Source organism: Paenibacillus terrigena DSM 21567 (assembly GCF_000374845.1).
Lineage (GTDB): Bacteria > Bacillota > Bacilli > Paenibacillales > Paenibacillaceae > Paenibacillus_K > Paenibacillus_K terrigena.
Window position 1 is genome coordinate 796,049 of sequence record NZ_KB895413.1, and the last position, 23,451, is coordinate 819,499.

Sequence of the window (23,451 nt, forward strand, 5' to 3'; positions counted from 1 at the left end):
GATGCAGGAAAGGGTGGATGCCGATGTATAAAATATTAGTTGTCGACGACGACCGTTCCGAGAGGGAAGGGGTCAAATTTTTGACGAAGCAGTTTAACTGGGATCTTGAAATCGCCGAAGCGGATTGCGGGGAAGCGGCGCTTGCGTACATCCGTGATGGCAACCCTATCGATATATTGCTTACAGATATACGAATGAGAGAGCTCGACGGGCTGCAGCTTGCGCATCAAGTCAAGGCGTTGTCTCCGCATACCAAAATCATTTTTATGAGCGCCTACGGGGAGTTCGAATATGCCCAGAAAGCAATCGATTTGAAAGCGATTCATTATATACTAAAGCCAGTGGAGATCGGCGAGTTTATGCGCGTTGTGTCGAACGTGATACAGATGTGCGACGAAGATCAGCAAGAAAAAATGAAGAATGAAAGAATCCAGGAAGTTTATTGGAAAGGAATCCGCTACGAGAAACAAAAATTTCTATACGATCTCATTCAAGGAAGGGGCATGACCGCGGAAGAAGATAACGAGAACACGGGTACGGTTATCCACTTTAGCGGGTACCGTTATTTACGGATGGTGATGATACATACCGGAAGTCGTTTTTTTGACATGATCGATCTGGATGCGGAAGCGGTGCTGACGGAGTTAACCGCTGGGAAAGCCGATTTCGTGAACTTGAATGAAGTGCAGAGCGTTCTATTGTACGAAGGCAAACCGGAAGAAAACGAAGCAGATATTATACAGATGGGAACGTTACTGGTTGGATTGTTCAAGGAAAATTACAGCATAGACGTCACCATTGTCACTAGTGGACTTATCGAAAATCTCGGGCAAATCAGCAGCGAATATAATCTGATGGAAACCATGCTCGCAAATAAGTTTTTTATGAAACAAGGGGCGGTGCTCTACACGGGGGAAGTCATTGCGGGAGACCGGGATGTTTCACTATATACGCGTAACGTTCTTATTGAAATGATGTCATGGTTGAAGGAAATCGAGGTGGATAGCAGTAAAATCGCTTTTTTGATCGAGCTGCTTCAAGGCGGGAAAACCGTCTCGGAAAATTACGTAAAATTTGTGTGTACCGATCTATTGAAGTCGATACTTGGTCGTCAGACACCACAAAATGTAAGCGGATACATGATGGGTTTGGAAAGGATACATCATGCTGCTTCGCTTCATGAACTGTTGAAGGTGATGCAGTCGATCGCTCAAGATTTGGTAACGAGCGTTGAAAAGCCCCAAGAATTGCTTAGCCGAGTGATTGAAGACATCGTACAACTCATCGACCGGGAGTACAGCAGTGAAATCACGGTGGAGAGCATTGCAAGACAAGTGTATTTGAGTCCGGGTTATTTGAGCCGGTTATTCAAGAAGTATAAGGGGAAAAGCATCATAAAACATATCACATCGATCCGGCTGGAAAAGGCGGGTGAGCTTCTCCTTACGACGAATAAGAAAATAACGGATATTGGCAAGGAGGTCGGATATCCCAACTTTGCTTATTTCTCCTCTTTATTCAAAAATAGTTACGGGAAAACGCCATCCCAGTACAGAGAAGAACATGGCCTATGATGAAAAAACCGAATAGGATCTTCGCACGGTTCAGATTTAAGCAAAAGCTGTTTATGTCGTATCTCATCGTAACGATCATTCCGATGATGGTTCTTGGCGTGTATTCATACGGTCAATCGAGGGAGCTGCTTAATGATCAAGCGAAGCAGGGGATCGAGCGAAACATTAGTACGGCCGTGAACAGCATCGCGTATAAAATGGATTTATACGACAATTTAATTCACCTGATTGTCGCCAATCGCACGATACAAAAAATCGTGTCGGCTTCGAATGGCGAGGCGGCCGATTTATCCACGTTGGCCAATCAATTAAAAGAGTTTTTGGACCCCTATTTCAGTATGATGCTATCAACCTATCACGGAATTGACAAGTTGACCATATATACTGAGAGTCAGCTTCCGGAGTATGGTGATTACTTACGTTCAGCTAAAAGGGTAGCCGATCAAAGCTGGTATAACGCTGCAGTGAGCAAATTCGGCATCCGTTGGTATTATGACGAATCACTAAATGCCGCTTATGCGGTATGCAAATTTCCAGAAACCTTCACATCGGGCCACCATGTATTATTCATTCGCATGAGTATGGAAAGCTTGTTGATGGATTCCGTAAATCTGCTGAGCGATTACGGCCTTATCATTTCGGATTCCAATGGCACTCCGCTATTCACGAATGCACGCGAGACCAACGGGACCCATCTGATGGGTATCCAGAAGCAAATTCCGAATACGAACTGGACGATCCATTATTATGTACCGATGAATCAAGTATCGGGAAACCCTGCGCCTATATTGTATGCAACCTTTATCGTGATCGGCATTTGTATCGGTATTATGCTGATCATCATTTCGCTGTTCGCCAATGGGATGCTGCGGCGCATCTACCAATTGAACTATTGGATGAAACGGGTGGAGAACGGCGGGCTTGAACTGAACATTCAACATTCGTCCAATGACGAAATCGGCGAGCTGATAAACCGTTTTGCCAATATGTTATCTCGCATTAAAGAGCTGATCCAGGAAGTGCGCCGGAAGGAACTGCACAGACTGCAAGCGCAGATGAACCCGCATTTTTTATACAATACCCTTTCATCCGTCAATTGGAAAGCGCTGCAGACCAGATCCTATGAAATAAGCCATATTGTAACATCGCTGTCTAAATACTATCGTACGGCGCTCAACAAAGGAGATAACCATACGACCGTCAGGAATGAATTGGAGAATGTGAAATCGTATTTGGACATTATGCTTATTACCAATGATTATCTTTTCGATGTCATCTACGAGATCGACGACGATGTCTATCCATTGTACACGATCAACATGATTCTTCAGCCGCTTGTGGAAAATGCGATCAAACATGGCGTACACAAGAAGGCAGAAGGGAGAGGGACCATCACGATTTCGGCTTCGCTTGGACAAGGTACCGTACAGTTTTCCATCATGGATAACGGACCGGGTATGGATGAGGAGCAGGTCCGCAAAATGATGGCATTTCGCTCTGGAGGCTATGGTCTCAGAAATGTGCAAGAAAGAATCGAGCTGTTTTTCGGGACAGGTTACGGTCTAACCGTTCAGAGTCTAGCGGGGATAGGAACAACGATGACGATCACCATCCCGCAAACCGAACAAGACTCAGCACAGTTGGATTGGTCAGAAAATCGATAAGGAAGTCAAATAACTGATAATGATGCCAATAAACCCCAATGTTATACTTTCCATAAGAAATGAATGCGCATTCATAGAATGAAGGAAGGTGACAGAAGGGTGAGCAAAACGACAGTGTTGGGCGGGCAACCTGAATGGAACAGACGGTCAAAAACCAGGGACGCCAAATCCAAACGTTATGCGTTCAAAAAATACCGGGTATTGTTAATCATGATGATTCCTGCCGTATTGTACGTTATCATTTTCAATTACGTACCGATTTACGGTCTATTGATTGCTTTTGAGGATTTTCAAATTACGAAAGGCTTCTTCGGGAGTCCATGGGTGGGCTTCGCGAACTTTGAGAAAGCGTTTCAAGATCCGTACTTCTATCAGGTGCTTAAAAACACGGTGCTGATCAGCTTGTACCGCATGCTGTGGGGATTCCCCATTCCGATCATTTTCGCGCTGCTACTCAGCGAAATCAAAAACATGAAATTCAAGAAGTTTGTCCAGACGGCTTCATACCTGCCTCATTTTATTTCATGGATTATTTTGGGCGGGATTTTCATGAGTATCTTATCAATGGAAGGGCCGATCAACGCAATTCTTGGCCTTTTCGGCGTCGATCCCATTTTGTTTATGGCGGATACCGGATATTTTCGATCTATTCTTGTTATATCGTCAATCTTAGCAAGTTTCGGCTGGAGCTCGATCATTTATTTTGCCGCAATTTCGGGCATCGACCCACATTTGCACGAGGCTGCTGTCGTTGACGGCGCAGGTCGAATGAAACGAATGATGTATATTACGATTCCGCTGCTCATGCCGGTTATCAGCATTATGCTCGTCTTGTCCATGTCAGGAATTCTTGATGCCGGCTTCGACCAAATATTCAACATGTACAATCCGCAAGTATATGATGTCGCCGATATTATCGACACGTATGTGTACAGAAAAGGTTTGGTTGATATGGACTATGGTTATGCCACAGCGGTAGGCTTGTTCAAATCGGCGATAGGTCTCATCTTGATGTTGACGGCGAATGGACTGGCGAGAAGGATGGGAGGCGGTGATTATACATTATGGTAAGGTATGGGGATAAAATCGCAGATATATTGCTGTATGCGTTCATGACAGGCGTAATGATCATCACGTTGTATCCGTTCTGGACGCAAGTGATCATCTCGTTGGATGGCGGAGATGCCGCCCACAGTACTTTTAAACTCTTTCCAAGTTCGATTTCCTTTGACAGCTACAAGCTTGCATTTGATTTTGATGCCTTATGGGTCGGTTATAAAAATACGATCCTTCGGACCTGCCTCGGCGTGATGATTAGCATTCTGGCAACTGCGATCACCGCTTATCCATTGTCCAAAAAAGATTTGCCGCTCAATAAATGGGTTACGCGATTTATGTTGATCCAATTTATAATCGGAGGCGGCTTAATTCCTAACTATCTATTAATCAAATATCTTGGGATGTATAACACCATATGGGCGCTTGTCGTTCCCGGTATGATCAGCACGTTCAATGTGATAATCATGCGCAACTTCTTCCGGTCTCTACCAGAAAGCTTAGAAGAATCGGCGATGGTGGATGGTGCCGGATTTTTGAGAATTTTTATAAGAATCATTCTTCCGCTGTCCATGCCTATTATTGCCACGGAAGCGCTGTGGGTGGGAGTCGGGCATTGGAATGCCTGGTTCGACGCCTTGATCTATACGAACGATACGAATAAAGAGATGCTGCAACTAGTGCTTCGAAGAATTATTATCCAGAACAACCCCACTCAATTTACTGACATTTTAGCGAAACTGCAAGAAAAAAATCCATATTCGGGAATGCAGCTTCAGGCCACCGTCATCATGTTATCGATCCTTCCGATGCTTGTTGTCTATCCTTTTATTCAGAAATACTTCGTAAAAGGCATTATGGTGGGTGCTATTAAAGGTTGACCGAACATGTGGACCTTGTAATAGATTATAAAATGTTAAAAGGGAGAGGGTTTACAAATGACCAAAAAGAAGTTTGGGTTAACCGCACTCATCTGCTTCATTATGTTGGCTACGATGATGAGCGGATGTGGCACAAGTTCAGATTCGGATAAACCGAAGGATCAACCAACTGCCCAGTCGGCAGACGGACAAAAAGCAAGTACAGAGAAAACGAAGTTGAAATTCTGGACATATTACCCCGAACAAACCAAAATAGACGGTTATTTCATGAACTTCCTCAAAAACAAATTCGATTTTGATGCCGAGTTTTATGTTGCTTCTTCTGATACATCCAAAGAAAAGCTGAACCTAGCGATCGCATCCGGCGACATCCCTGATTGGTGGAAGAGCCTTAGCTTCCAGGAATACGACAAGCTGATCAAACAAGACGTCGTTGCTGAAATTAAAATGGAGGATCTGGAAAAGTATGCACCTAAATACTTGGCGTTCTTGCATAAAGTACTAGGAGATGATCCGTTCAAATATTTACGCAGAGACGGTAAAATTTACGGATTGCCTGGGATATGGGATTTGGCTCCTCATGGTGGCGTTGTAGGGTTCCGCGAAGATTGGCTTAAGAAGGTCGGGATCACCAAAACGCCGGAGACACTGGATGAGATGGAGGAAGCGTTGAAGAAATTCAGGAATGACGATCCGGATGGAAACAGCAAACAGGATACGTACGGCATTACTGGAACTGCCGGGCAAATCGGGGATTTGTTCAGCTTCATATTTGGGGCGTACGGCGTTTATCCTGGTGCCTTTACGGAAGATAATGGCAAGGTTGTACGAGGCGAGATTTTGCCTGCGGCGAAAGAAGCCTTAACGGTATTAAATCGTTGGTATAAAGAAGGATTGATTGATCCTGAATTTATTGTGAATAAAGGAAATAACGTACAGGACAAACTGGTTCAAGAAAAATCCGGAGCAGTCGCGACCTATTGGTTCGGGCTCGCTCAGGATGGCGTATTCTGCTGCAATGACATCTATGCGGGACTGCACAAGGTGAACCCGAATGCAAGCTTTGCCATGATTCCGGGACCGAAAGGACCGAATGGTGATTACGGTATGCAGCAGGGAAATGCGCTGTTCGGCGTCGATATCATGTTCGGCAAACAATTGGAGAAAGACCACGACAAGATGATCAAATACCTCCAGGTGTTCGAATTCACTTCCTTTGAAGTGGAATCCAAAATCGCGCTAACCTATGGCGAAGAAGGGAAAACATTCAAGAAAACAGCGGATGGGGGATTCGAATACATTAAACCTTACGACGATCAAAAAGAACGGTGGAAATACGGATTTGGAGGCGCCTATTCTGTTCCGGGCGGATGGAATGACGATTACAATGAGGAATTGTCGACTTTTGATACCAAGGATAAATCTATGCTGCCGCTGCGAAGTAAGCTGATGGAATTGGGCACAGGGAAATTTGATATTCTTGGGCCGATTGATAGACCTATCTACAATGATTATAAAGAAAGACTGGATAAACTGACGATGCAAACGTTCCTCGATATGATTATCGGCAAAAAACCGATCAGCGAGTTTGACAACTACGTGGCGGAGTGGAACAAAAAGGGCGGCGATAAGGTCATGGAAGAAGCGCAGCAGGCATTTGAAAAGTTAAACCAACAATAAGATGAACAATGGTTTCTAGTAAGCTCTCGAACTTGCAGAGAAAAGATCGGGCGGCCTTCATTCGAAGGCCGCATGAGTACAGCCGATCTTTTTCTGTTTTTTGTGTTGATGTATTAATTCGGTTTAGTATCCATTTGAGAGGAGCAGTGAATTGTGAGCATATCCATTCAAGGTCATAAAATTGTTATCCGGAATGATTTCATTCATCGAGAAATCGATATTTCCGCAGGTTTGGCGACAACCCTCTATCATATTCGTCCGAACGGTGAACAGAGGGGGGATTTCTGGTACCCAGTATTTTCTTTTGAGTCGAATCTTCCCTATGAAGCGGCTGTGAGCATTGGAGGCCAAACCTATGAAGCCGGACCGTGGAAGCACCGGTTGAATTGGGACAGAGAAGGGGCTTTTTCTGTTACCAAAGTCGAGCAGGATAGAGGCAGTTTTGGCGATACGCTGCGTTTGACCTGCGTGGGGCGTCATGAGGGAATACCGCCCGTTGAACTTGTTATCGAGTATGAAATTGCCGACGATCTGCCTTTGCTGACCAAAACCGTACAAGTTCACAATACATCATCGTCACCTATTGTCATTGATAATGTAACCGTTGACATCGCCAGATTGTTCGAAGGGAAAATCGAACTGTCCGTATTCAGCGATTATTACTGGAACATTCAGAAAGAGGACGATTATTACGTTCCGTTCACTCGATTCGAATTTCCGAAGCCGATCGGCATGGAGCTATTACCGGGACAGCACTTTGAAACGTTCAAGTGCTACGAAGCGGTAACATCGGGCAATAAAGATGAAGCTTCCATCATCCTGCATCGGCTGTACAAAAAAATTGCGCCTTGGATTACAACGCCGCAAATCAAGCGGATTGTTGACTCCTGCAATTCATACGAAGAGCTAATCGAGATGGCCGACAAGTCCGCCGAAGACGGCTTCGAATCGGTCGAGTTATTCGTAGGACAGCTGTTCACGAATACGGGTGATTATATCCCGCGCCCGGATCTTTTCCCTAATGGGGATGAAGATATGAAGAAGCTGGTTGATTATTACCACAGCAAGCAAATAACAGTTCTCCCGTACTGCTCGACGACGATCGCCTGGCATTCTACCGAGGTTTGCAAGACACATCCGGATTGGCAGTATTTAGGACCCGACGGCCTTCGCTATTCACCGGAAGGGCTGGGCAATATGTGCTATCAGTCGCCATGGGGCGGATATATTCGAGAAAAGCTGCTCCATCTGTTGGATCACATCGGATTTGATGGTCTTGCCATTGATGGTCCATATCATGGACTTCCGTGTCTGGCGACCGATCATCATCATGCCAATCCAGAAAGTGTTGAGTTTATGAACTGGATGTGGGAAAAGCGCTTTTTCAAGGAAGTTACGGAACGCAATAAAATGATCACCGCACCGCAGGAAATGCAGTCCATGTTCCTTGGCTTGTGCCAACGACCAGGCGGCTATCGCGAAGAAGATCAGAATGTGATGGGCGGCATGCGTCTTGTCACACAAACGCGAGCATTCGTATATGATTCGCGATACAAAGATCCGGCCTGTGCGACCTGGACGTCTTGTAATCTGGAATTGTACCACGGTCACAGCATCGAGCCATCAGAAGAAAACCCGGCTACTTACGACCATGCGATTGGCGGGATGTTCGGATATGGGCATAGCGGTGTATTGTACGGAAGAAATACGTATTTCGGGGAAAAAACGAAGCAAATATTCGATAAATGGATTTCATTCTATAAGAAGTATCGACAAACATTGGCCGGAGAAATGGTCCATTTGGCACGGCCGAACGGTTATGAACCGGATGCGGTCATGCATGTATCGACAGAAGCGGAAATTCCCGCTGTTATCGTCGTCTTTAATCCGGTCCATGCTGAGAAAAGCATCATGCTGGAGTTGCCGCTGAAATATGCAGGTTTTGCTGGCAGCGAAACGGCACACATCGATACCATCGGAGCGATACGACTGGATTCACGTGGCCATGGCACTGTCACGTTGACACTTCAACCCTATGAGATTGCCATTCTGGAAGTGAAAAGGGAAGATTCTTTGAGTCGTTAATATTTCAAATTATAAAGTGATGGAGATGAGACTCAAATGGTAAACATTTCGGCGGGAAATCTGATGATTCAAATGAACGAACAAGGTAATCTGGTTGGTCTGACCGATACGACAACCGGCAATCAATATGAATCAGCAATGCATCTGTCAACGCTGATTCGGGTTGTCGCGCATGGTCGAACGGAGATGCCGTCGCAAGTTGAATTTGATTCGGCATTTGGTATGGTCAAGTTTAAGTTTGCTCAATGTGGTGCGACAGTAGATGTTTTGATCGAAGAAAAAGGGCTTTATGCGACATTCGAAGTGCAACGTGTTGATGGCGATGTCGATGCCGTCATTTGGGGTCCTTATGCCACGACGGTTGCTGGATCAATTGGAGAGTCGGTAGGTGTCGTACATAACGGAACATATGCTATCGGCATTCAGGTGTTGAATATGAAGACCATTGGCGGATGGCCTGTCGAGCTCGACAGAATGGAATACGTCCAGCCAAAGTATTCGAATGAGGGAAATCCGGATCCTGACAGCCAGCAGCCATCCGATAACAAGTTCGAATATGACGTCTGTGGGGCGTGGCCGACAATCGATGGGAGCATGCTGCAAGCTTATGCAAGAAATCGCACCCATGCAGCTCGGCGGCCGGTATGGAACTTGCCAGACGTTGATGTCGAACCGCTTACCGGCGACGACGCGCAAATCGTCGGAACCAAGATCGCCTTATTCGGCTGCGCGGTCGACCGGGTGCTTACGACGATTGAAGCGATCGAACTTGGCGAAGGACTCCCGCATCCGATGATTGAAGGGGTGTGGGGCAAAATGTCCCCGGCGGCGAATCAATCGTATTTGATCACCGACTTTACGGAAGAGACGATAGCGGATGCGGTGCGGTATACGAAGATGGCTGGGTTGAGCTATGTGTATCACCCAGACCCGTTCGGGCAGTGGGGTCATTTTACGTTGAAGCCTAACAGCTTTCCGAACGGTGACGAAGGGATGCGATTGTGCGTTGAGCAGGCGGAACACGAAGGTGTGCATGTCGGCGTACATACTCTTTCCAACTTTACGACGCTGAACGATCCATATGTGACGCCGGTACCGGACGAGCGGCTGCAAATGGCCGGAAAGGCTCAACTGGTCGCGGCGATCGGTATGGAGGAGCAGGAGATTGAGGTAAGCGACCCTGCGCCGTTCACGGCGAATTTGTTCCGGCGTTCGGCGAAAATCGGCAGCGAGCTGATTGAATACGAATCTGTGACGGATAGCGCGCCTTGGAAACTGCTCGGCGTACGGCGCGGCGTGAACGGTACGGTTGCCGCGGAGCATCAGGCGGGCGCAGAAATAGGCCGGTTATGGGACCACCCGTACGACGTTTTTTTCCCGAATATCGAGCTGCAGGATGACTATAGCAAACGGATCGCTGAACTGTTCCGAACGACCGGTTTGAAGCAGATTTCGTTCGATGGGTTGGAAGGCTTGTATGCCACAGGGCATGAGGCTTACGGTGTCAACCGGTTCGTCAAGATGTGCTACGACGGTTGGGGGGAAGAAGTGATCAATGATGCGAGCATCGTCGTCTCGAACTATTCGTGGCATGTCTTCACACGCTTCAATTGGGGAGAGCCTTGGGGCGCGGCAACGCGTGAAGGCCAACTCGAGTGGCGGCTCAGCAACCAGCGTTATTTTGCCCGCAACTTCATTCCGCCGATGCTAGGATGGTTTCTCATCCGTTCTGCTTCCGACCGGTTCGAAGCGACGGCACCGGACGAAATCGAATGGGTGCTGTCGAAGGCGGCCGGATTCGGTGCGGGCTTTGCGCTGGTCGCCGATACGGCGGTACTTCGGCGTAACGGCAATATCGAGGCGCTGCTGGCGACGGTGCGCGAATGGGAGAAGGCGCGGCGGGCCGGGGCGTTTACACCGGAGCAGCGCGAACGGCTGCGTGAACCGAAGGGCGATTGGCACTTGGAACCGGTTGACGACGGCCGTTGGAACTTGCATCCGGTTCACGTCTCGAAGCCGCTTGTCTGCAATCCAGCTGAGCTGCAGCCAGGCCAACCCGGAGGGGCCGACTGGACTTATTTCAATAAATATACCGATCAACCGCTGAAGTTTGTCTTGCGCGTGATGCCGTCTTACGGCAACGAAGATGCTTCTGTGAAACGGCCTACTGTGTATACAAGCGGCGTCTATATGACATTTGATACGGAAATCAAGTCGAATCATTATCTTGTGTGCGATGGCGGGCGAACTGGAAAAATATACGATCAAAACTGGAATTTACTACAGACGGTGCAAGCGTCGGCGGATGCGCCGATCATCCGTAACGGAGGGCAAACGGTCTCCTTCAGTTGCAAATTTGAGGGAGATCCGAAACCGTCAGTCAGCGTGAAAATCTTGGCTTGGGGAGATCCGGAGACGGTGGAAGTAAAAAATGAAGTGGTGGGGGTTACGCCGGAATGATAAACGGAATCGGCTGCCCAATCGCTTTCAAGTTGACCCAATATGATGGAGCCAATCCGATCCGATCGGCGACATGCGCATGGGGCGAATCCAACGATGAACAACAGCTTATGCTGGATGATTCGTTATTGAATGTCGTTTATTCGTGGAACAGAGTTAAATCCAATGAAGATGCGATCGATTGTGAAGTAACGTTTAAGGTGGTACAGGGAAGTGTAAACGAAGCGAGTGTATCGGTTGGCTTGATGCTTGACCGTTGGTCGCAGGACAACTACCTTTTGATGCCTGCGGCCGCTTACAACGGCAACCGTTTTCGGGTAAGTGAGCAAGAATACCCCCCCATGCTGGAACTTGAAGATGAGATAGGTGTTAACATTCCGACCACCATAACAGATGTGCCAAGACTTAACTTGAATGAAGGACCATCGAAAATTGAATTGCGAACGGGAGATCTGGCCACACCGGCTGTCGGCTGTTTTTTGCGTCAACAGAAGAAAGGCTTACTGTTGTTGACACATCAAGGAACGGCTCTCGGTGATTCCGGCTTGATCGTAGAAGAAAGCGGCGACCGCTCGGAGGCGACGATCTCGATTTCTGCCCCTGCGGTTCGAAGCACTAAATACAGTATGTGTAATTCGAAAGAGCTTTCCGATGATCGAGGATACGATTTCCATGAACAAGACGAGGTGACGATCAAGTTCAGACTTTATGTTTTTGATTGTCCCGACATTTCGGCTTTATTCGATTATTTCTCGAAGATTCGCAAAAGTTTGACCGGTCCTACAGAGCTTCGGCATGAAATTCCATTCTCTGCCTCTTGGGATATATTAGAGGAGAAATATAACCGAGACAATTGGCAGCGCGACTTCGAGTTTTACCGGTCATCGACTTCGCCGGATCCTGTGTTTGGCGAATGGCAAACCGGATGGGTCGGAGGCGCGATCAACACGTACCCGATGCTTGGCATCGGAAACGGATTATCCAAGGAACGATCGATTAAAACTTTGAATTTCTTATTCGATACGATTCAGGCGCCTTCAGGATTTTTTTACGGTATTTTTTGCAAGGGAAATCGACTGGGCGACGCTTTCCGTCGTCATGATGAAAATTCGATTGTGCTGCTGCGCAAAAATGCGGATGTCCTGTACTTCATGGCAAAACAGCTGATGCTGTTGGACAAATTAGGCGAACCGATCACGGACAGTTGGAAGGAAGGGTTGATCCGGGCCTGTGACGCGTTTGTTCGGCTGTGGAACAAATACGGTCAATTCGGCCAGTTCGTGGATCTGGACAAGGAAGAAATCATCATCGGCGGCAGTGCCAGCGCGGGGATTGCGCCTGCAGGCTTGGCATTGGCAGGCCAATATTTTAACCGACCGGAATACGTCAATATAGCGAAGCTTGCAGGCCAATATTATTATGACCATTTCGTGAAGCAAGGCGTTACGACGGGCGCACCGGGGGAAATATGCCAATGCCCGGACAGTGAATCGGCGTTTGCGCTGCTAGAGTCTTATGTTGTCTTGTATGAAGCGACTGGCGACCGCAAGTGGCTGGGTATGGCGGAAGAAACGGCCAAACTATGCGCGACATGGGTAGTATCGTACGATTACGAATATGGGGAAGAAACGGAATTTCGTAAACTCGATTTGCGTTCAACTGGTGCGGTCTGGGCAAGTGTGCAGAATAAGCATGCGGCGCCGGGAATATGCACATTTTCGGGAGCTTCCTTATTTAAGCTTTACCGTGCGACTGCAGATGATTTTTATCTGGATTTGCTCCGAGATATCGCGCATAACCTGCCGCAATATATGTCCAGAGAGGATCGGCCGCTCCGTATATCCTGGGGTGGCAATCGCAATGGAACGGCGTACTCGCCTCCGGGCTGGATGGGAGAACGGGTCAATCTGAGCGATTGGGAAGGAAAAGAAAATATTGGTGAGGTGGCAGGCGGTTCATGCTGGTGCGAAGTTTCCTGCATGCTTACGTATTTTGAAGTTCCAGGTGTGTACATCCAATCGGATACGGGGTACATTTGCGCGATCGATCACGTCGAAGCTGAAGTCGTTGACAACAATCCTGCAACGATGACGGTGAGGCTGATGAATCGTACGAGATTTACGGCAAAGGTCAACGTTTTCGTCGAGAGCTCATCGGATATGACGAAGGTATTAGGTGAAAATGCTTTGCTCGATCATCGAACGATTCTGATCGAGCCAGCCTCAGACTATACGTTAACGATCACTATATGATTAGACACACTAGGGTAAAGAGGATCAAGCGACAAAAGGAGAGTATGCATTATGGACAAAAATGTATATCAGACGCTTCGGGAGCGGTTGTTGATGGATTCCGGCTGGAGATTCGCCTTGGGCCACGCTTCAGACATCAAACGCGACTTTGATTATTGGAAAGGCAAACCGTTTGCCAAACAAGCTGAAGGAAGGGGCGCTATTCATCCCGATTTTGACGACAGCGATTGGAGGGAGGTCTGTCTGCCGCATGATTGGGCGGTGGAGCTGGATTTTGAGCATTCGTCCGACAATGACATCGATTATCATGGATATAAACCGATCGGGAGACCCAACCCGGCGACTTCAATCGGATGGTACCGCAAGCGGTTTTCGGTTGCTGTAGATGATAAAGGCAAACGGCTGTCCATCGAGTTCGATGGCATATTTCGAGACAGTCAGATCTGGTTGAACGGCTATTATTTAGGACGCCATGAAAGCGGATATACCAGCTTCCGCTGCGATATTACCGATTGCGTCAGCTTCGACGGACCGAATGTGCTTGTCGTGCGTGCCGACGCAAGCCAAGTGGAGGGATGGTTTTATGAAGGGGCCGGCATTTACCGGCATGTTTGGCTGGTCAAATCAAACCCGATGCATGTCGCGCACTTGGGAACGTATGTCGTTTCTGAAGTTGGCGATGGATTCGCGGAGCTGACGCTTCAGACGTCGATTGTAAACGAAGACGATCTTGAGAAAGCATGCACGATTGAGTCGGCGATCTATGATGCTGACGGCCGCTGTGTTGCAACAGTTCAGTCGGAGCCAAAACCTATTGGAGCGTGGAAGGAATATGAATTCAACCAGCGTGTTCGTGTGGAGCAGCCTCGGCTTTGGGACTTGGATACGCCCCACCTCTACCGTCTCGAGACGACAGTCAGGGAGGGTGAGGCTCTAACGGATGTTTATGAGACATCGTTTGGTGTTCGCAGCATTCGTTTCGATCGGGATCTTGGCTTTTTCCTGAACGGGCGGCATGTGGTGATCCAGGGGGTTTGCTGCCATCAGGACCATGCGGGAGTAGGAACGGCGCTGCCCGACCGTCTGCAATATTACAGGATCGAGAAGCTAAAGGAGCTCGGCGTTAATGCATACCGGACATCGCATCATCCGCCGACGCCGGAGCTGCTCGAAGCGTGCGATCGATTGGGGATGCTGGTCATGGATGAGCACCGGCAAGTGGGCTGCGGCGAGGAAATTGCCAATCAATTACGCAGCCTGGTCATACGAGACCGTAATCATCCCAGCATCATCTTGTGGTCGATTGGCAACGAGGAGGGCGGAATTCAGGATACAGAAGCCGGAGCCCGCGCCGCTAAGACAATGAAGCGGATTGTACACGAGCTTGATCCGACGCGTCTTGTTAGCTACGGCGGGAATAACGGCGGACAGAGCGCAGGGATTAACGGCGTTGTAGATGTACGCGGCTGGAACTATTGGAAAATCGGAGCGAATTTAGATGAATACCATAAGGAACATCCACAAACGCCTATGATCGGCAGTGAAGAAGCGAGTACGCTGTGCACGCGAGGCATCTATGAAAATGATGAGGAGCGAGGGTATGTCTCTTCCTATGACGAGAATTTCCCTGGCTGGGGATCAGGTAGCGAGGAATGGATGAATTACTATGCGAAGCGGCCGTATCTGGCTGGTGCCTTTGTATGGACCGGATTCGATTACAGAGGTGAGCCGCTTCCTTACCGCTGGCCTTGCATCAGTTCGCAATTCGGCATTATGGATACATGCGGTTTTCCGAAAGACAACTACTTTTATTACCAGTCTTGGTGGACCGACCAGACGGTACTGCATCTTTTCCCGCACTGGAATTGGCCGGGCAAGGAAGGACAGGACATCGACGTGCGCTGTTTCAGCAACTGCGAGGAAGTGGAGCTGTTTCTCAACGGTCGCAGCATCGGCCGACAACGAATGCCGCATATGGGACATTTGAGCTGGATGGTAACGTACGAGCCGGGTGTTCTTCAGGCCAAAGGATACCGAAATGGGCAGGAGATCTCTAGCGTGACTAGAGAAACGACAGGCGCTCCATCGGCACTGCAGCTTATCCCAGATCGTTCGGGTATCGATGCCGACGGCGAGGATGTGTCGAACATCAGGGTACAAATCGTCGATGATTTAGGCAGAGTTGTCCCTATTGCCGACAATGAAGTGGTATTTACCGTGACCGGACCAGGCGTGTTGATCGGTGTCGGCAATGGAAACCCGAGCAGCCACGAATCGGATAAATATATCGAAAGCGATGCGGTTTGGAAGCGGAAAGCATTCAACGGGCTTTGCATGGCTATCGTCCAATCGACGAAACAAACGGGAGAGCTGTGTCTAACAGCGGAATCGAGCGGATTAGCTGCTGCCAAAGTAATAATTCAAACGAAAGCCTGCATAGTACGTCCTTCAACATAGCAGGTTCCAATGTAGTGTAAAGAAAAATCTAATAAGTTTAGTTTGGAGAAGATGGCTTCTGTATTGTACAGGAGCCATCTTCTTTACGTTCCATGATATCGATCGTGGTTGTAATACGTCATATCGTCGTTTTTATGTTCATGAATTGAAACATTTTCCAATCCTGTTGCGTTGGTATCTTTAGATGCCCGAATAGGAGTCGGAAAGGGGGGCGATGATGACCAAGAATCGGGACAAGCTGGATGCATTCGTGGCGCGTTCGATTCATTTCGTTCGAGTCGAGCAATAGAGAACATCATAACAACCAAAAGGAGAGGGTTAAATGGTTCAGTGTATTTATGAAAGCGCTTATGATTATGATGTGAAATATTCGAACTACATGCTCGACTACTCCCTTGTACATGAATGGGCGGAGCGCGTCCAAGGTACCATTTTGGATTTAGGCTGCGGGACGGGTAGACTAGCGATTCCGCTGGCAATGGAAGGGTTCCAAGTGGAAGGGGTAGATTTAAGTGCAACGATGCTGGAATTGGCGAGATCGAAGACGGACGAGCACAAGCTAGACATCCCATTCTACGAAATGAATTTGACAGCGCTCAAGTTAAATAAGCCATACGCGATGATGTTCATGGTCGGGAATACCTTCCAGCATGTGCTCACGAACGTTGAGCAGGATCTAATGTTCCGTGCCATTCATGATCATTTGGAGAAAGACGGGGTCTTTATTTTCGGGACCCGCGTGCCGAATCTCGAAGAACTTGGTTCGATTCAGAACTATGAGGAACGTAATCGGGATGCGATGAATCAAGTCGTCGTGGAAGAGCACGAAGAAATTTATAATCCGATGACGCAGGTGTTAACTTGTAGAATCGTGAAGAACATCTATGGAAGAGCCAATCACCTCGAACAAACGGAGGCGTCTCTACATATCCGGTACACGTTCCCGCTTGAATTGGATCGATTGCTTCATCAGCATGCCTTTAAAATCGAACATTGTTATGGCTCATGGAGTAAGGAGGAGGTGACAGAAGGTAGCCAAGAATTGATCTATGTTTGTCGCAAGATCTAATGAAATGAGGTTGATATGATGATAAAGAAGCAGCCGATTTATCGGCTGCTTCTTGCTGTCTTGCTATAGCTATCTCCGTGTTGTGCGTGTCCAAAACCCGCCGTGCAATCGGGTTGGCTCCATCGTTACGATAAAGGCCTTCGGATCGCTTGCGAGGATGGAGGTGTATAGTTGGGTTTGATTTTTACGCTTCGCGAGTACCTCTAGAATGAGACGATGGCCATCTCGACCATCACCAATCCAAGAAGTTACCCCGTAACCAAGATCTCGTAGCTGGTTGGGAAGTCCTGTATGGACATCCGTTACAATGACCTTCAGTGTGACGTATCCGAGAGCGATTTTCTCTTCAATCCATGAGCCGACGAGAACACCCAGTCCATAGCCAAGGGCGTAGACGATAAGGCTAATCGGCTGATTCACGTATTGCAGCACCATGTTAAGTCCTAACACATAAATAGTAATTTCCAGTGTACTGAGACCAGCAGCCCAATACCGTTGACCTTTTAACGTCAAGATCATCCGCAGTGTAAAAAATGAAACATATACGATTTGAATGGCAAAAATACTCACAAGCACAGATAACATAAATCCGTCTCTCCCGTTCTTATGAATGATCTAAGTTGTTTTTGTTCGAAATGTGACTACATCATCATAAGACGGGAGCATGTCTGTGTATAGTAGAACTATTTTACAAGTGGGTGAATCTTCGCATACCCATCAATTTTGAGAATTACAATCAATTTTTCACCTACATGCAGGAATTACATACTTACCAAATAAGTCTAAGGATGAAAGCACTTTATGATGTTCTAATCCACCAAAATTCATTACTGCCATAAAATTCGTAACACCTATTTCACTGTAGGACTGAATTTGTTTGATAACTTCATCAGGACTTCCGATTACTGGATTAAATTTCTGTTTAAGGACTTCATATGAGATATTCGTCCCATTCGGAGTATTCATGAATAATTGATAAGGACCTTTTGCATTTGATTCAGCATCTGCATATGTTTCACCAACATGAACATGAAATGCAACAGGGATATCTAACTGTTCTGGATTACCGTATCCTGATTTCAGATACATATTTTTGAATGTATCAATCAGCTTTGCTAATTCATCTCGTGATTTACTAAACCCAAGCCCCATGAAATTGCTTCCCATACTAGCTACATGACTAACACCTTCTTCACTAGAGGTTGCAATCCAATGAGGAGGAAACGGAGCTTGAATTGGCTGGACACTAAGTTTAAGATCTTTGTATTGAAAAAACTTCCCTTGATGAGAAAAAGGCTTACCTGACCACGCCTTACGTAACACTTCTAGAGACTCATTAAATCGCTCCGTTTTGTCTTCCAATGAAATATCAAAACCATCAAATTCCTTCTGATTAAATCCACTACCTAAGCCTAAATCTAATCTACCGTTTGATAATAGATCAACCATCGCATAATCTTCAGCAATTCGTAAAGGATTATGTAATGGAAGTACTGAAACACCCACACCAAGGCGAATTTTATTCGTTCTTTGAGATAACGCAGCGAGCAGAACTGCAGGAGAGGAATTGATAAAATCTGAGAAATGATGTTCTGCAAACCATACTCCGTCAAAATTCATTTCTTCAGCTCGAATCGTTTGCTCTAATACCTCGTTATAGAATTGTCTAGGAGCTCGGGATAATTGATTAGGATAATTGTCAAATATTGTTAGCGTACTAAATTTCATTTATATCGCTCCTGATAATTTTATTTCGCTTCTTTACTATACGGATAATTTTTTATAAAAAAACTAGATGATACTGTATTTAATATAATCATTCTAGTTTTCTGAATTATTCCACTTACGGCTTATTTCTAAACCATAATCCATATCATAAACTTCTTTTATAGCTTTAACCTTTTCAAGACTCTCTTGGTTAAACGCAGGTTTGTTTTCAAAAGCATGAAGAACCATTCTTTCAAGTAGAACGCCTAGCGAAATATCGTGATACTCTGCCATCGCTTTCAAAACTTTTACCATTCTTTTTTCCATCCTAATGCCAGTTTGTACACGTTCAACTTTAATTTTTTGATCTTTTCCATTTATTTGATCATTATGTTGTGTCATCATTTCACATCCTTCTTGATAAAAAACGATATTTTGTTACCTATATAACAATGTACTATTATAACAATATCGGATGTTTTGTCAATTGTGTCATTGTATTATCGATTTAACATAATGGATTCTCGCCCCATCACTATCAGATAAAAAAAGACACCCAAGAAATATCAAAGATTTTCCTTTGTCTTTTTGACCTCATACAGAAAAACGGATGGAAATCCCATCGATATGAGAAAAAGACATTCTTTGATATTTTAGGTGTCGTTTATCAGTATAGAACACTGCATCCAATCCAAGCAGAAAACTGAACCAAATTTCGCTTGATGGGCATGGGGATTCTTCGCTGTTATTCCGTAATGGTTACAGTTACGGGCGAGTATTCCGCAATAACGGTCTGACCATGAATGGAGACACTGCCTTCCGGCGTTAAATCTTTCTCTGTCATAATGCCTAGTGCAATCGTGAACTGATTGAATTTAATCGGTACATCGTTCTCACGGCGTACTTCTTCACCATTCAGGTAGAAAATGGCCTCGTCTTTGGCACGGTTATACGTAATTTTGTACGTATTAAATTCTCTTGGTTTGAAGTTCGTATCTTCCTTGAAAATACAGAAGTAACGCGTCTTATCCATCTTAGGTACTTCAACGCCAGGGAAAGGAAGTACAGCATAGACACTGGCATATTTATCATTACCTGCAAAGAAATCGAGTGCTGCACCCGTCGTAAAATCAAGCAGATTCAGCGATACATAACCGTCGTATAGATCACCTGGTACCGTGTTCTGCGTACGCGCACGAATTTGAAGCTCGAAGCTGACTTCACCTTGCTCCGGTACGACAACTTGTTCTACGGAATAGTACATATGCTTCGCATTGTCCAGAATTTGAATTTTATCATTTTGCTTGCTAAGCGGTGCGCGAACGTAGAGAATGCCATTACGAACAATCACGACCGCATCCGGCTCGCGATATTCCCAGAAGGAACCGTCTTGAAGCGGGAACCCACCGATTTTCCAGACCTTCCCTTCGGATAGAATCGTATCAAAATCACCAAAAATAAGTTGTTTCTCCATTCGTAGTTCCTCATTTCTGACAGTATTTATATGGATTGAATTAACCCTTGAATCATTAAGCAGATCATCATGATCCCGCCGCAGCGAATAGCTGCTTTGGAGGATGCGCCCATCAGTGGAAGATAAGCATGGGACTGATTCGTACTACTCAGTCGTCCGTATACAGTATAGATGGGCAAGGCGGTAATGAGCGCCACTAGTCCATAAACCGGGAGGATATCCAGGATCACACACAAGACTAAGGACCCGTATGACATGAACATCAGGAATCTTGAGAACTTGAGTGAGCGTTCCTCTCCCCATATGACGACGAGTGTATTTTTTCCCGAAGCCTTGTCTGCTTGCCAATGCAAGAAATGGTGATTGAATAACAGCAAGGTTGTTAATAGACCAACCGGCAACGAGAGCAACACCGCACGGTAATCGAAATGTCCGGTCTGTACATAATAGGCTCCAGCAATGGGAAGAATCCCAAAAGACAATAAGATAGCGATTTCGCTAAAACCTTTGCCACGATATCCGAATTTCAGTGGAGGCGCAACGTAGAAATAAGCGATGAGACCGCCGATTAATCCGAGTACGAATGCCCACCAACCGCTCAGGAAGCTGAGTATAACACCACATAGTACGGCGATTCCGAATAACCCCCATGTTAATGAAGCAAAAATACGTTCGGAGATGATGCCGTTCGTGAGAAAGCCAGAGTTCGTCGTGATCAAGCCTTCGGTTTGCTTGGCTTCTTCATCCACCCCGTTGCGATAATCCCACAGATCATTGATCATATTCGAAAATAAATGCGCTGCACCAGAGCCGAGCAACGTGATAAGTAGTAAAATGGGATGGAATATGCCCTCCCAGACATAAGCACCGAGAGCCCCAAGAATAACGGGAATAAGCATGACCGGAATCACGCGAATCCGAGTAGCTTTCATGAGAACTCGTAACTTGTTGTCCATGCATATTCTCCTTTCTATGAAAAATATCCTATGATAATAAACAACCCAATTATAAAGCAATCTAATTAATTAATCTATCTAAATTTCTCTTCCTAATGTTCTCAAACCTACCAATGGAGCGGTGCGATAAGGTACATACGTGGGAATTGCATAGGTAGGGGGGCTATGCTAAAATGAAATTATGAGGATGTACGTCAGAGAGGAAGTGATTCATTATGGAGAATGAGCACATGGAGCAACAAGGTACGACAACACATGATTCTTGTGCAGAGGGACACCATCGGAAGAGTCATCATTCCGACAAAACCAAGAGTAATCTTATCAGTCGATTGAATCGTATTGAAGGTCAAGTGCGTGGTGTGAAGGGCTTGATTGAGAAAGATACGTATTGTGATGATGTGCTGAATCAGATCGCATCCATTCAATCCGCATTGAACGGTGTTGGGAAATTGCTGCTTGAGCATCATATGAAGAGTTGCATCGTCGAGCGTATACAAGAGGGCGATCATGATGTGCTCGATGAATTGTTGACGACGATGAATAAGTTAATGAAGTAATGCAGTTAGGAAGAGGAGAGCCCCGAATCGATGGAAGCGAAGAAGGATAAAGGGCAATCCTATTTTTCACTTGACAATTATAGGGTAGAGGGGTATGCTAAATATATAAAAACGATGCGGATGCATCAAATGAATCTAAAGGAGCTGCTGCGACATGGAAAATAAAACTTTTAACGTTGAAGGTATGTCTTGTAATCATTGTGTAAATTCGATTGAGGGCGCTTTGAAACAAATCGGTGCGAATGGCAAGGTTGATCTAAATGCAGGTACGGTATCTGTAGAGTTCGACGGAAGCAAATTATCCGCTGCTCAAATTAAAGAAGCGATTGAAGACCAAGGTTACGACGTTAAATAATAGGATTATAGATGGTTGAAGTGAGACCGTATCTCCTAGTAAATTGAGGAGTACGGTTTTTTGATTGGATCATGTTCAAAATTTGAGAAATTTGCAAAAGACATTTAGGGCTTATTTGAATAAGCAAGCAAGCGTTCTTAGACGTGATTCATTGCATAACGAAAAGGTGATTTTTGTATTATGATTCGACAGGGAAGTGTACTGCTCAAAGAGGGATGCGAAAGTTGCTTTTTTTCGCTATAATAGATGGTAAGTACATATTAGATATTGAGAAAGTAGGTACAGCATGGGTCGTAAGTGGAATAACATCAAGGATAAGAAAGCGTCGAAAGATGCAAACGTGAGTCGAGTATATGCGAAGTTTGGGGTCGAGATTTATGTAGCGGCCAAAAAAGGAGAACCAGATCCTGAATCGAACCGCGCCTTAAAAGTTGTTCTTGAGCGCGCAAAGACATACAACGTTCCTAAAGCGATCATTGATCGTGCACTGGATAAAGCAAAGGGTAGTGCGGAAGAGACTTATGAAGAGCTGCGTTATGAAGGCTTCGGTCCGAACGGATCGATGGTTATTGTCGATGCCTTAACGAATAACGTGAATCGTACAGCTTCTGCCGTACGCTCTGCATTTAACAAAAACGGCGGTAACATGGGGGTCAATGGCTCCGTTGCTTACATGTTCGATGCGTCTGCCGTGATCGGGCTTGAAGGGAAATCCGTCGACGAAGTGATCGAAATCTTGTTAGAAGCAGATGTCGATGTACGTGATGTCGTCGAAGAGGACGAGACAGTCATGGTATATGCTGATCCCGATCAGTTCCATGCCGTTCAAGAAGCGTTCAAGCAAGTGGGAATTACGGAGTTTGCCGTTGCCGAGCTAACGATGTTGGCGCAGTCCGATGTGACATTGCCTGAAGATTCTCAAGCACAATTCGAGAAAATGATCGATGCGCTGGAAGATCTTGAGGATGTTCAACAAGTGTATCACAACGTAGAGCTAGAATAGGATAAGTAACGGAGAAAGCCGCAGATGTGGTCTTACCCCCGTCAAGTAGACAGTGAAAAAAAGTCAGATTATGCAACGGCCGTTTCCCGGTACTCAACCGGGGGACGGTTATTTAGTTTTTTCTGAAATCTGTTGTGGTTGTAAAACTCTATGTATTCTTCAATCGCTGTGTAAAGCGAGTCAGCTGTTTTGGGGCGAGTAAGATAGATCTTTTCTGTCTT

The 23,451-nt window shown here is 46.1% G+C and carries 19 protein-coding genes; 13 read left to right on the forward strand and 6 right to left on the reverse strand.

The window, feature by feature from the left end; translation table 11 throughout:
- Positions 1-23: 23 nt before the first annotated feature.
- From C558_RS0107855 to C558_RS0107900, 10 genes are all read left to right on the forward strand, one after another.
- Positions 24-1,574 carry a response regulator transcription factor gene (locus C558_RS0107855; protein WP_018755708.1) on the forward strand — a complete coding sequence of 517 codons (1,551 nt, stop codon included), beginning with the start codon at positions 24-26 and terminating at the stop codon, positions 1,572-1,574.
- Positions 1,571-3,238, forward strand: coding sequence for a sensor histidine kinase (locus tag C558_RS32480; protein WP_018755709.1), 1,668 nt, complete (start codon positions 1,571-1,573; stop codon positions 3,236-3,238). Before C558_RS0107855 ends, C558_RS32480 begins: the two co-directional genes overlap by 4 nt.
- 99 nt (positions 3,239-3,337) lie before the next feature.
- On the forward strand, positions 3,338-4,309 hold the full coding sequence (locus C558_RS0107865) for an ABC transporter permease (protein ID WP_018755710.1): 972 nt from the start codon (positions 3,338-3,340) through the stop codon (positions 4,307-4,309).
- Complete coding sequence (locus C558_RS0107870) at positions 4,303-5,175, forward strand: carbohydrate ABC transporter permease (protein ID WP_018755711.1); 873 nt, start codon at positions 4,303-4,305, stop codon at positions 5,173-5,175. Before C558_RS0107865 ends, C558_RS0107870 begins: the two co-directional genes overlap by 7 nt.
- Positions 5,176-5,232: 57 nt before the next feature.
- Positions 5,233-6,855 (forward strand): type 2 periplasmic-binding domain-containing protein, encoded by a 1,623-nt coding sequence (locus C558_RS0107875; protein WP_018755712.1) that lies wholly within the window; start codon positions 5,233-5,235, stop codon positions 6,853-6,855.
- A 153-nt stretch (positions 6,856-7,008) separates the two neighbouring features.
- Positions 7,009-8,940: an alpha-galactosidase gene (locus C558_RS0107880; protein ID WP_018755713.1), complete on the forward strand. Its 1,932-nt coding sequence runs from the start codon at positions 7,009-7,011 to the stop codon at positions 8,938-8,940.
- Positions 8,941-8,976: 36 nt separating this feature from the next.
- Entirely contained in the window at positions 8,977-11,400 is a 2,424-nt protein-coding gene (locus C558_RS30690; RefSeq protein WP_018755714.1) for a hypothetical protein, read from the forward strand.
- On the forward strand, positions 11,397-13,652 hold the full coding sequence (locus tag C558_RS32485; RefSeq protein ID WP_018755715.1) for a glycoside hydrolase family protein: 2,256 nt from the start codon (positions 11,397-11,399) through the stop codon (positions 13,650-13,652). Before C558_RS30690 ends, C558_RS32485 begins: the two co-directional genes overlap by 4 nt.
- Before the next feature lie 51 nt (positions 13,653-13,703).
- Positions 13,704-16,109 carry a beta-galactosidase GalA gene (gene galA, locus C558_RS0107895; RefSeq protein WP_018755716.1) on the forward strand — a complete coding sequence of 802 codons (2,406 nt, stop codon included), beginning with the start codon at positions 13,704-13,706 and terminating at the stop codon, positions 16,107-16,109.
- 322 nt (positions 16,110-16,431) lie between these two features.
- On the forward strand, positions 16,432-17,178 hold the full coding sequence (locus C558_RS0107900; protein WP_018755717.1) for a class I SAM-dependent DNA methyltransferase: 747 nt from the start codon (positions 16,432-16,434) through the stop codon (positions 17,176-17,178).
- Between the two features lie 69 nt (positions 17,179-17,247).
- On the opposite strand, the gene C558_RS0107905 is transcribed toward C558_RS0107900, so the two are convergent.
- The 5 genes from C558_RS0107905 to C558_RS0107925 all read right to left on the reverse strand — a co-directional run bounded on the left by C558_RS0107905 (position 17,248) and on the right by C558_RS0107925 (position 21,315).
- Positions 17,248-17,763, reverse strand: coding sequence for a DUF2179 domain-containing protein (locus C558_RS0107905; protein WP_018755718.1), 516 nt, complete (start codon positions 17,761-17,763; stop codon positions 17,248-17,250).
- 159 nt (positions 17,764-17,922) lie between these two features.
- Positions 17,923-18,906 carry an LLM class flavin-dependent oxidoreductase gene (locus C558_RS0107910; protein ID WP_018755719.1) on the reverse strand — a complete coding sequence of 328 codons (984 nt, stop codon included), beginning with the start codon at positions 18,904-18,906 and terminating at the stop codon, positions 17,923-17,925.
- A 93-nt stretch (positions 18,907-18,999) separates the two neighbouring features.
- Entirely contained in the window at positions 19,000-19,287 is a 288-nt protein-coding gene (locus C558_RS0107915) for a hypothetical protein (RefSeq protein WP_026263788.1), read from the reverse strand.
- A gap of 343 nt (positions 19,288-19,630) precedes the next feature.
- Complete coding sequence (locus tag C558_RS0107920) at positions 19,631-20,359, reverse strand: DUF6081 family protein (protein ID WP_018755721.1); 729 nt, start codon at positions 20,357-20,359, stop codon at positions 19,631-19,633.
- Between the two features lie 26 nt (positions 20,360-20,385).
- Positions 20,386-21,315: a prenyltransferase gene (locus tag C558_RS0107925; RefSeq protein ID WP_018755722.1), complete on the reverse strand. Its 930-nt coding sequence runs from the start codon at positions 21,313-21,315 to the stop codon at positions 20,386-20,388.
- Between the two features lie 215 nt (positions 21,316-21,530).
- Here C558_RS0107925 and C558_RS0107930 point away from each other — a divergent pair, with 215 nt between their 5' ends.
- The 3 genes from C558_RS0107930 to C558_RS0107945 all read left to right on the forward strand — a co-directional run bounded on the left by C558_RS0107930 (position 21,531) and on the right by C558_RS0107945 (position 23,230).
- Complete coding sequence (locus C558_RS0107930) at positions 21,531-21,872, forward strand: metal-sensitive transcriptional regulator (RefSeq protein ID WP_018755723.1); 342 nt, start codon at positions 21,531-21,533, stop codon at positions 21,870-21,872.
- Between the two features lie 154 nt (positions 21,873-22,026).
- Positions 22,027-22,227, forward strand: a complete 201-nt coding sequence (locus C558_RS0107940; RefSeq protein ID WP_018755725.1) for a copper ion binding protein — start codon at positions 22,027-22,029, stop codon at positions 22,225-22,227.
- 286 nt (positions 22,228-22,513) lie between these two features.
- Positions 22,514-23,230 (forward strand): YebC/PmpR family DNA-binding transcriptional regulator, encoded by a 717-nt coding sequence (locus C558_RS0107945; protein WP_018755726.1) that lies wholly within the window; start codon positions 22,514-22,516, stop codon positions 23,228-23,230.
- A 68-nt stretch (positions 23,231-23,298) separates the two neighbouring features.
- Here the strand turns inward: C558_RS0107945 and C558_RS33045 are convergent.
- A partial coding sequence (locus C558_RS33045) for an IS3 family transposase (protein ID WP_018755727.1) occupies positions 23,299-23,451 on the reverse strand: 153 nt, incomplete at its 5' end.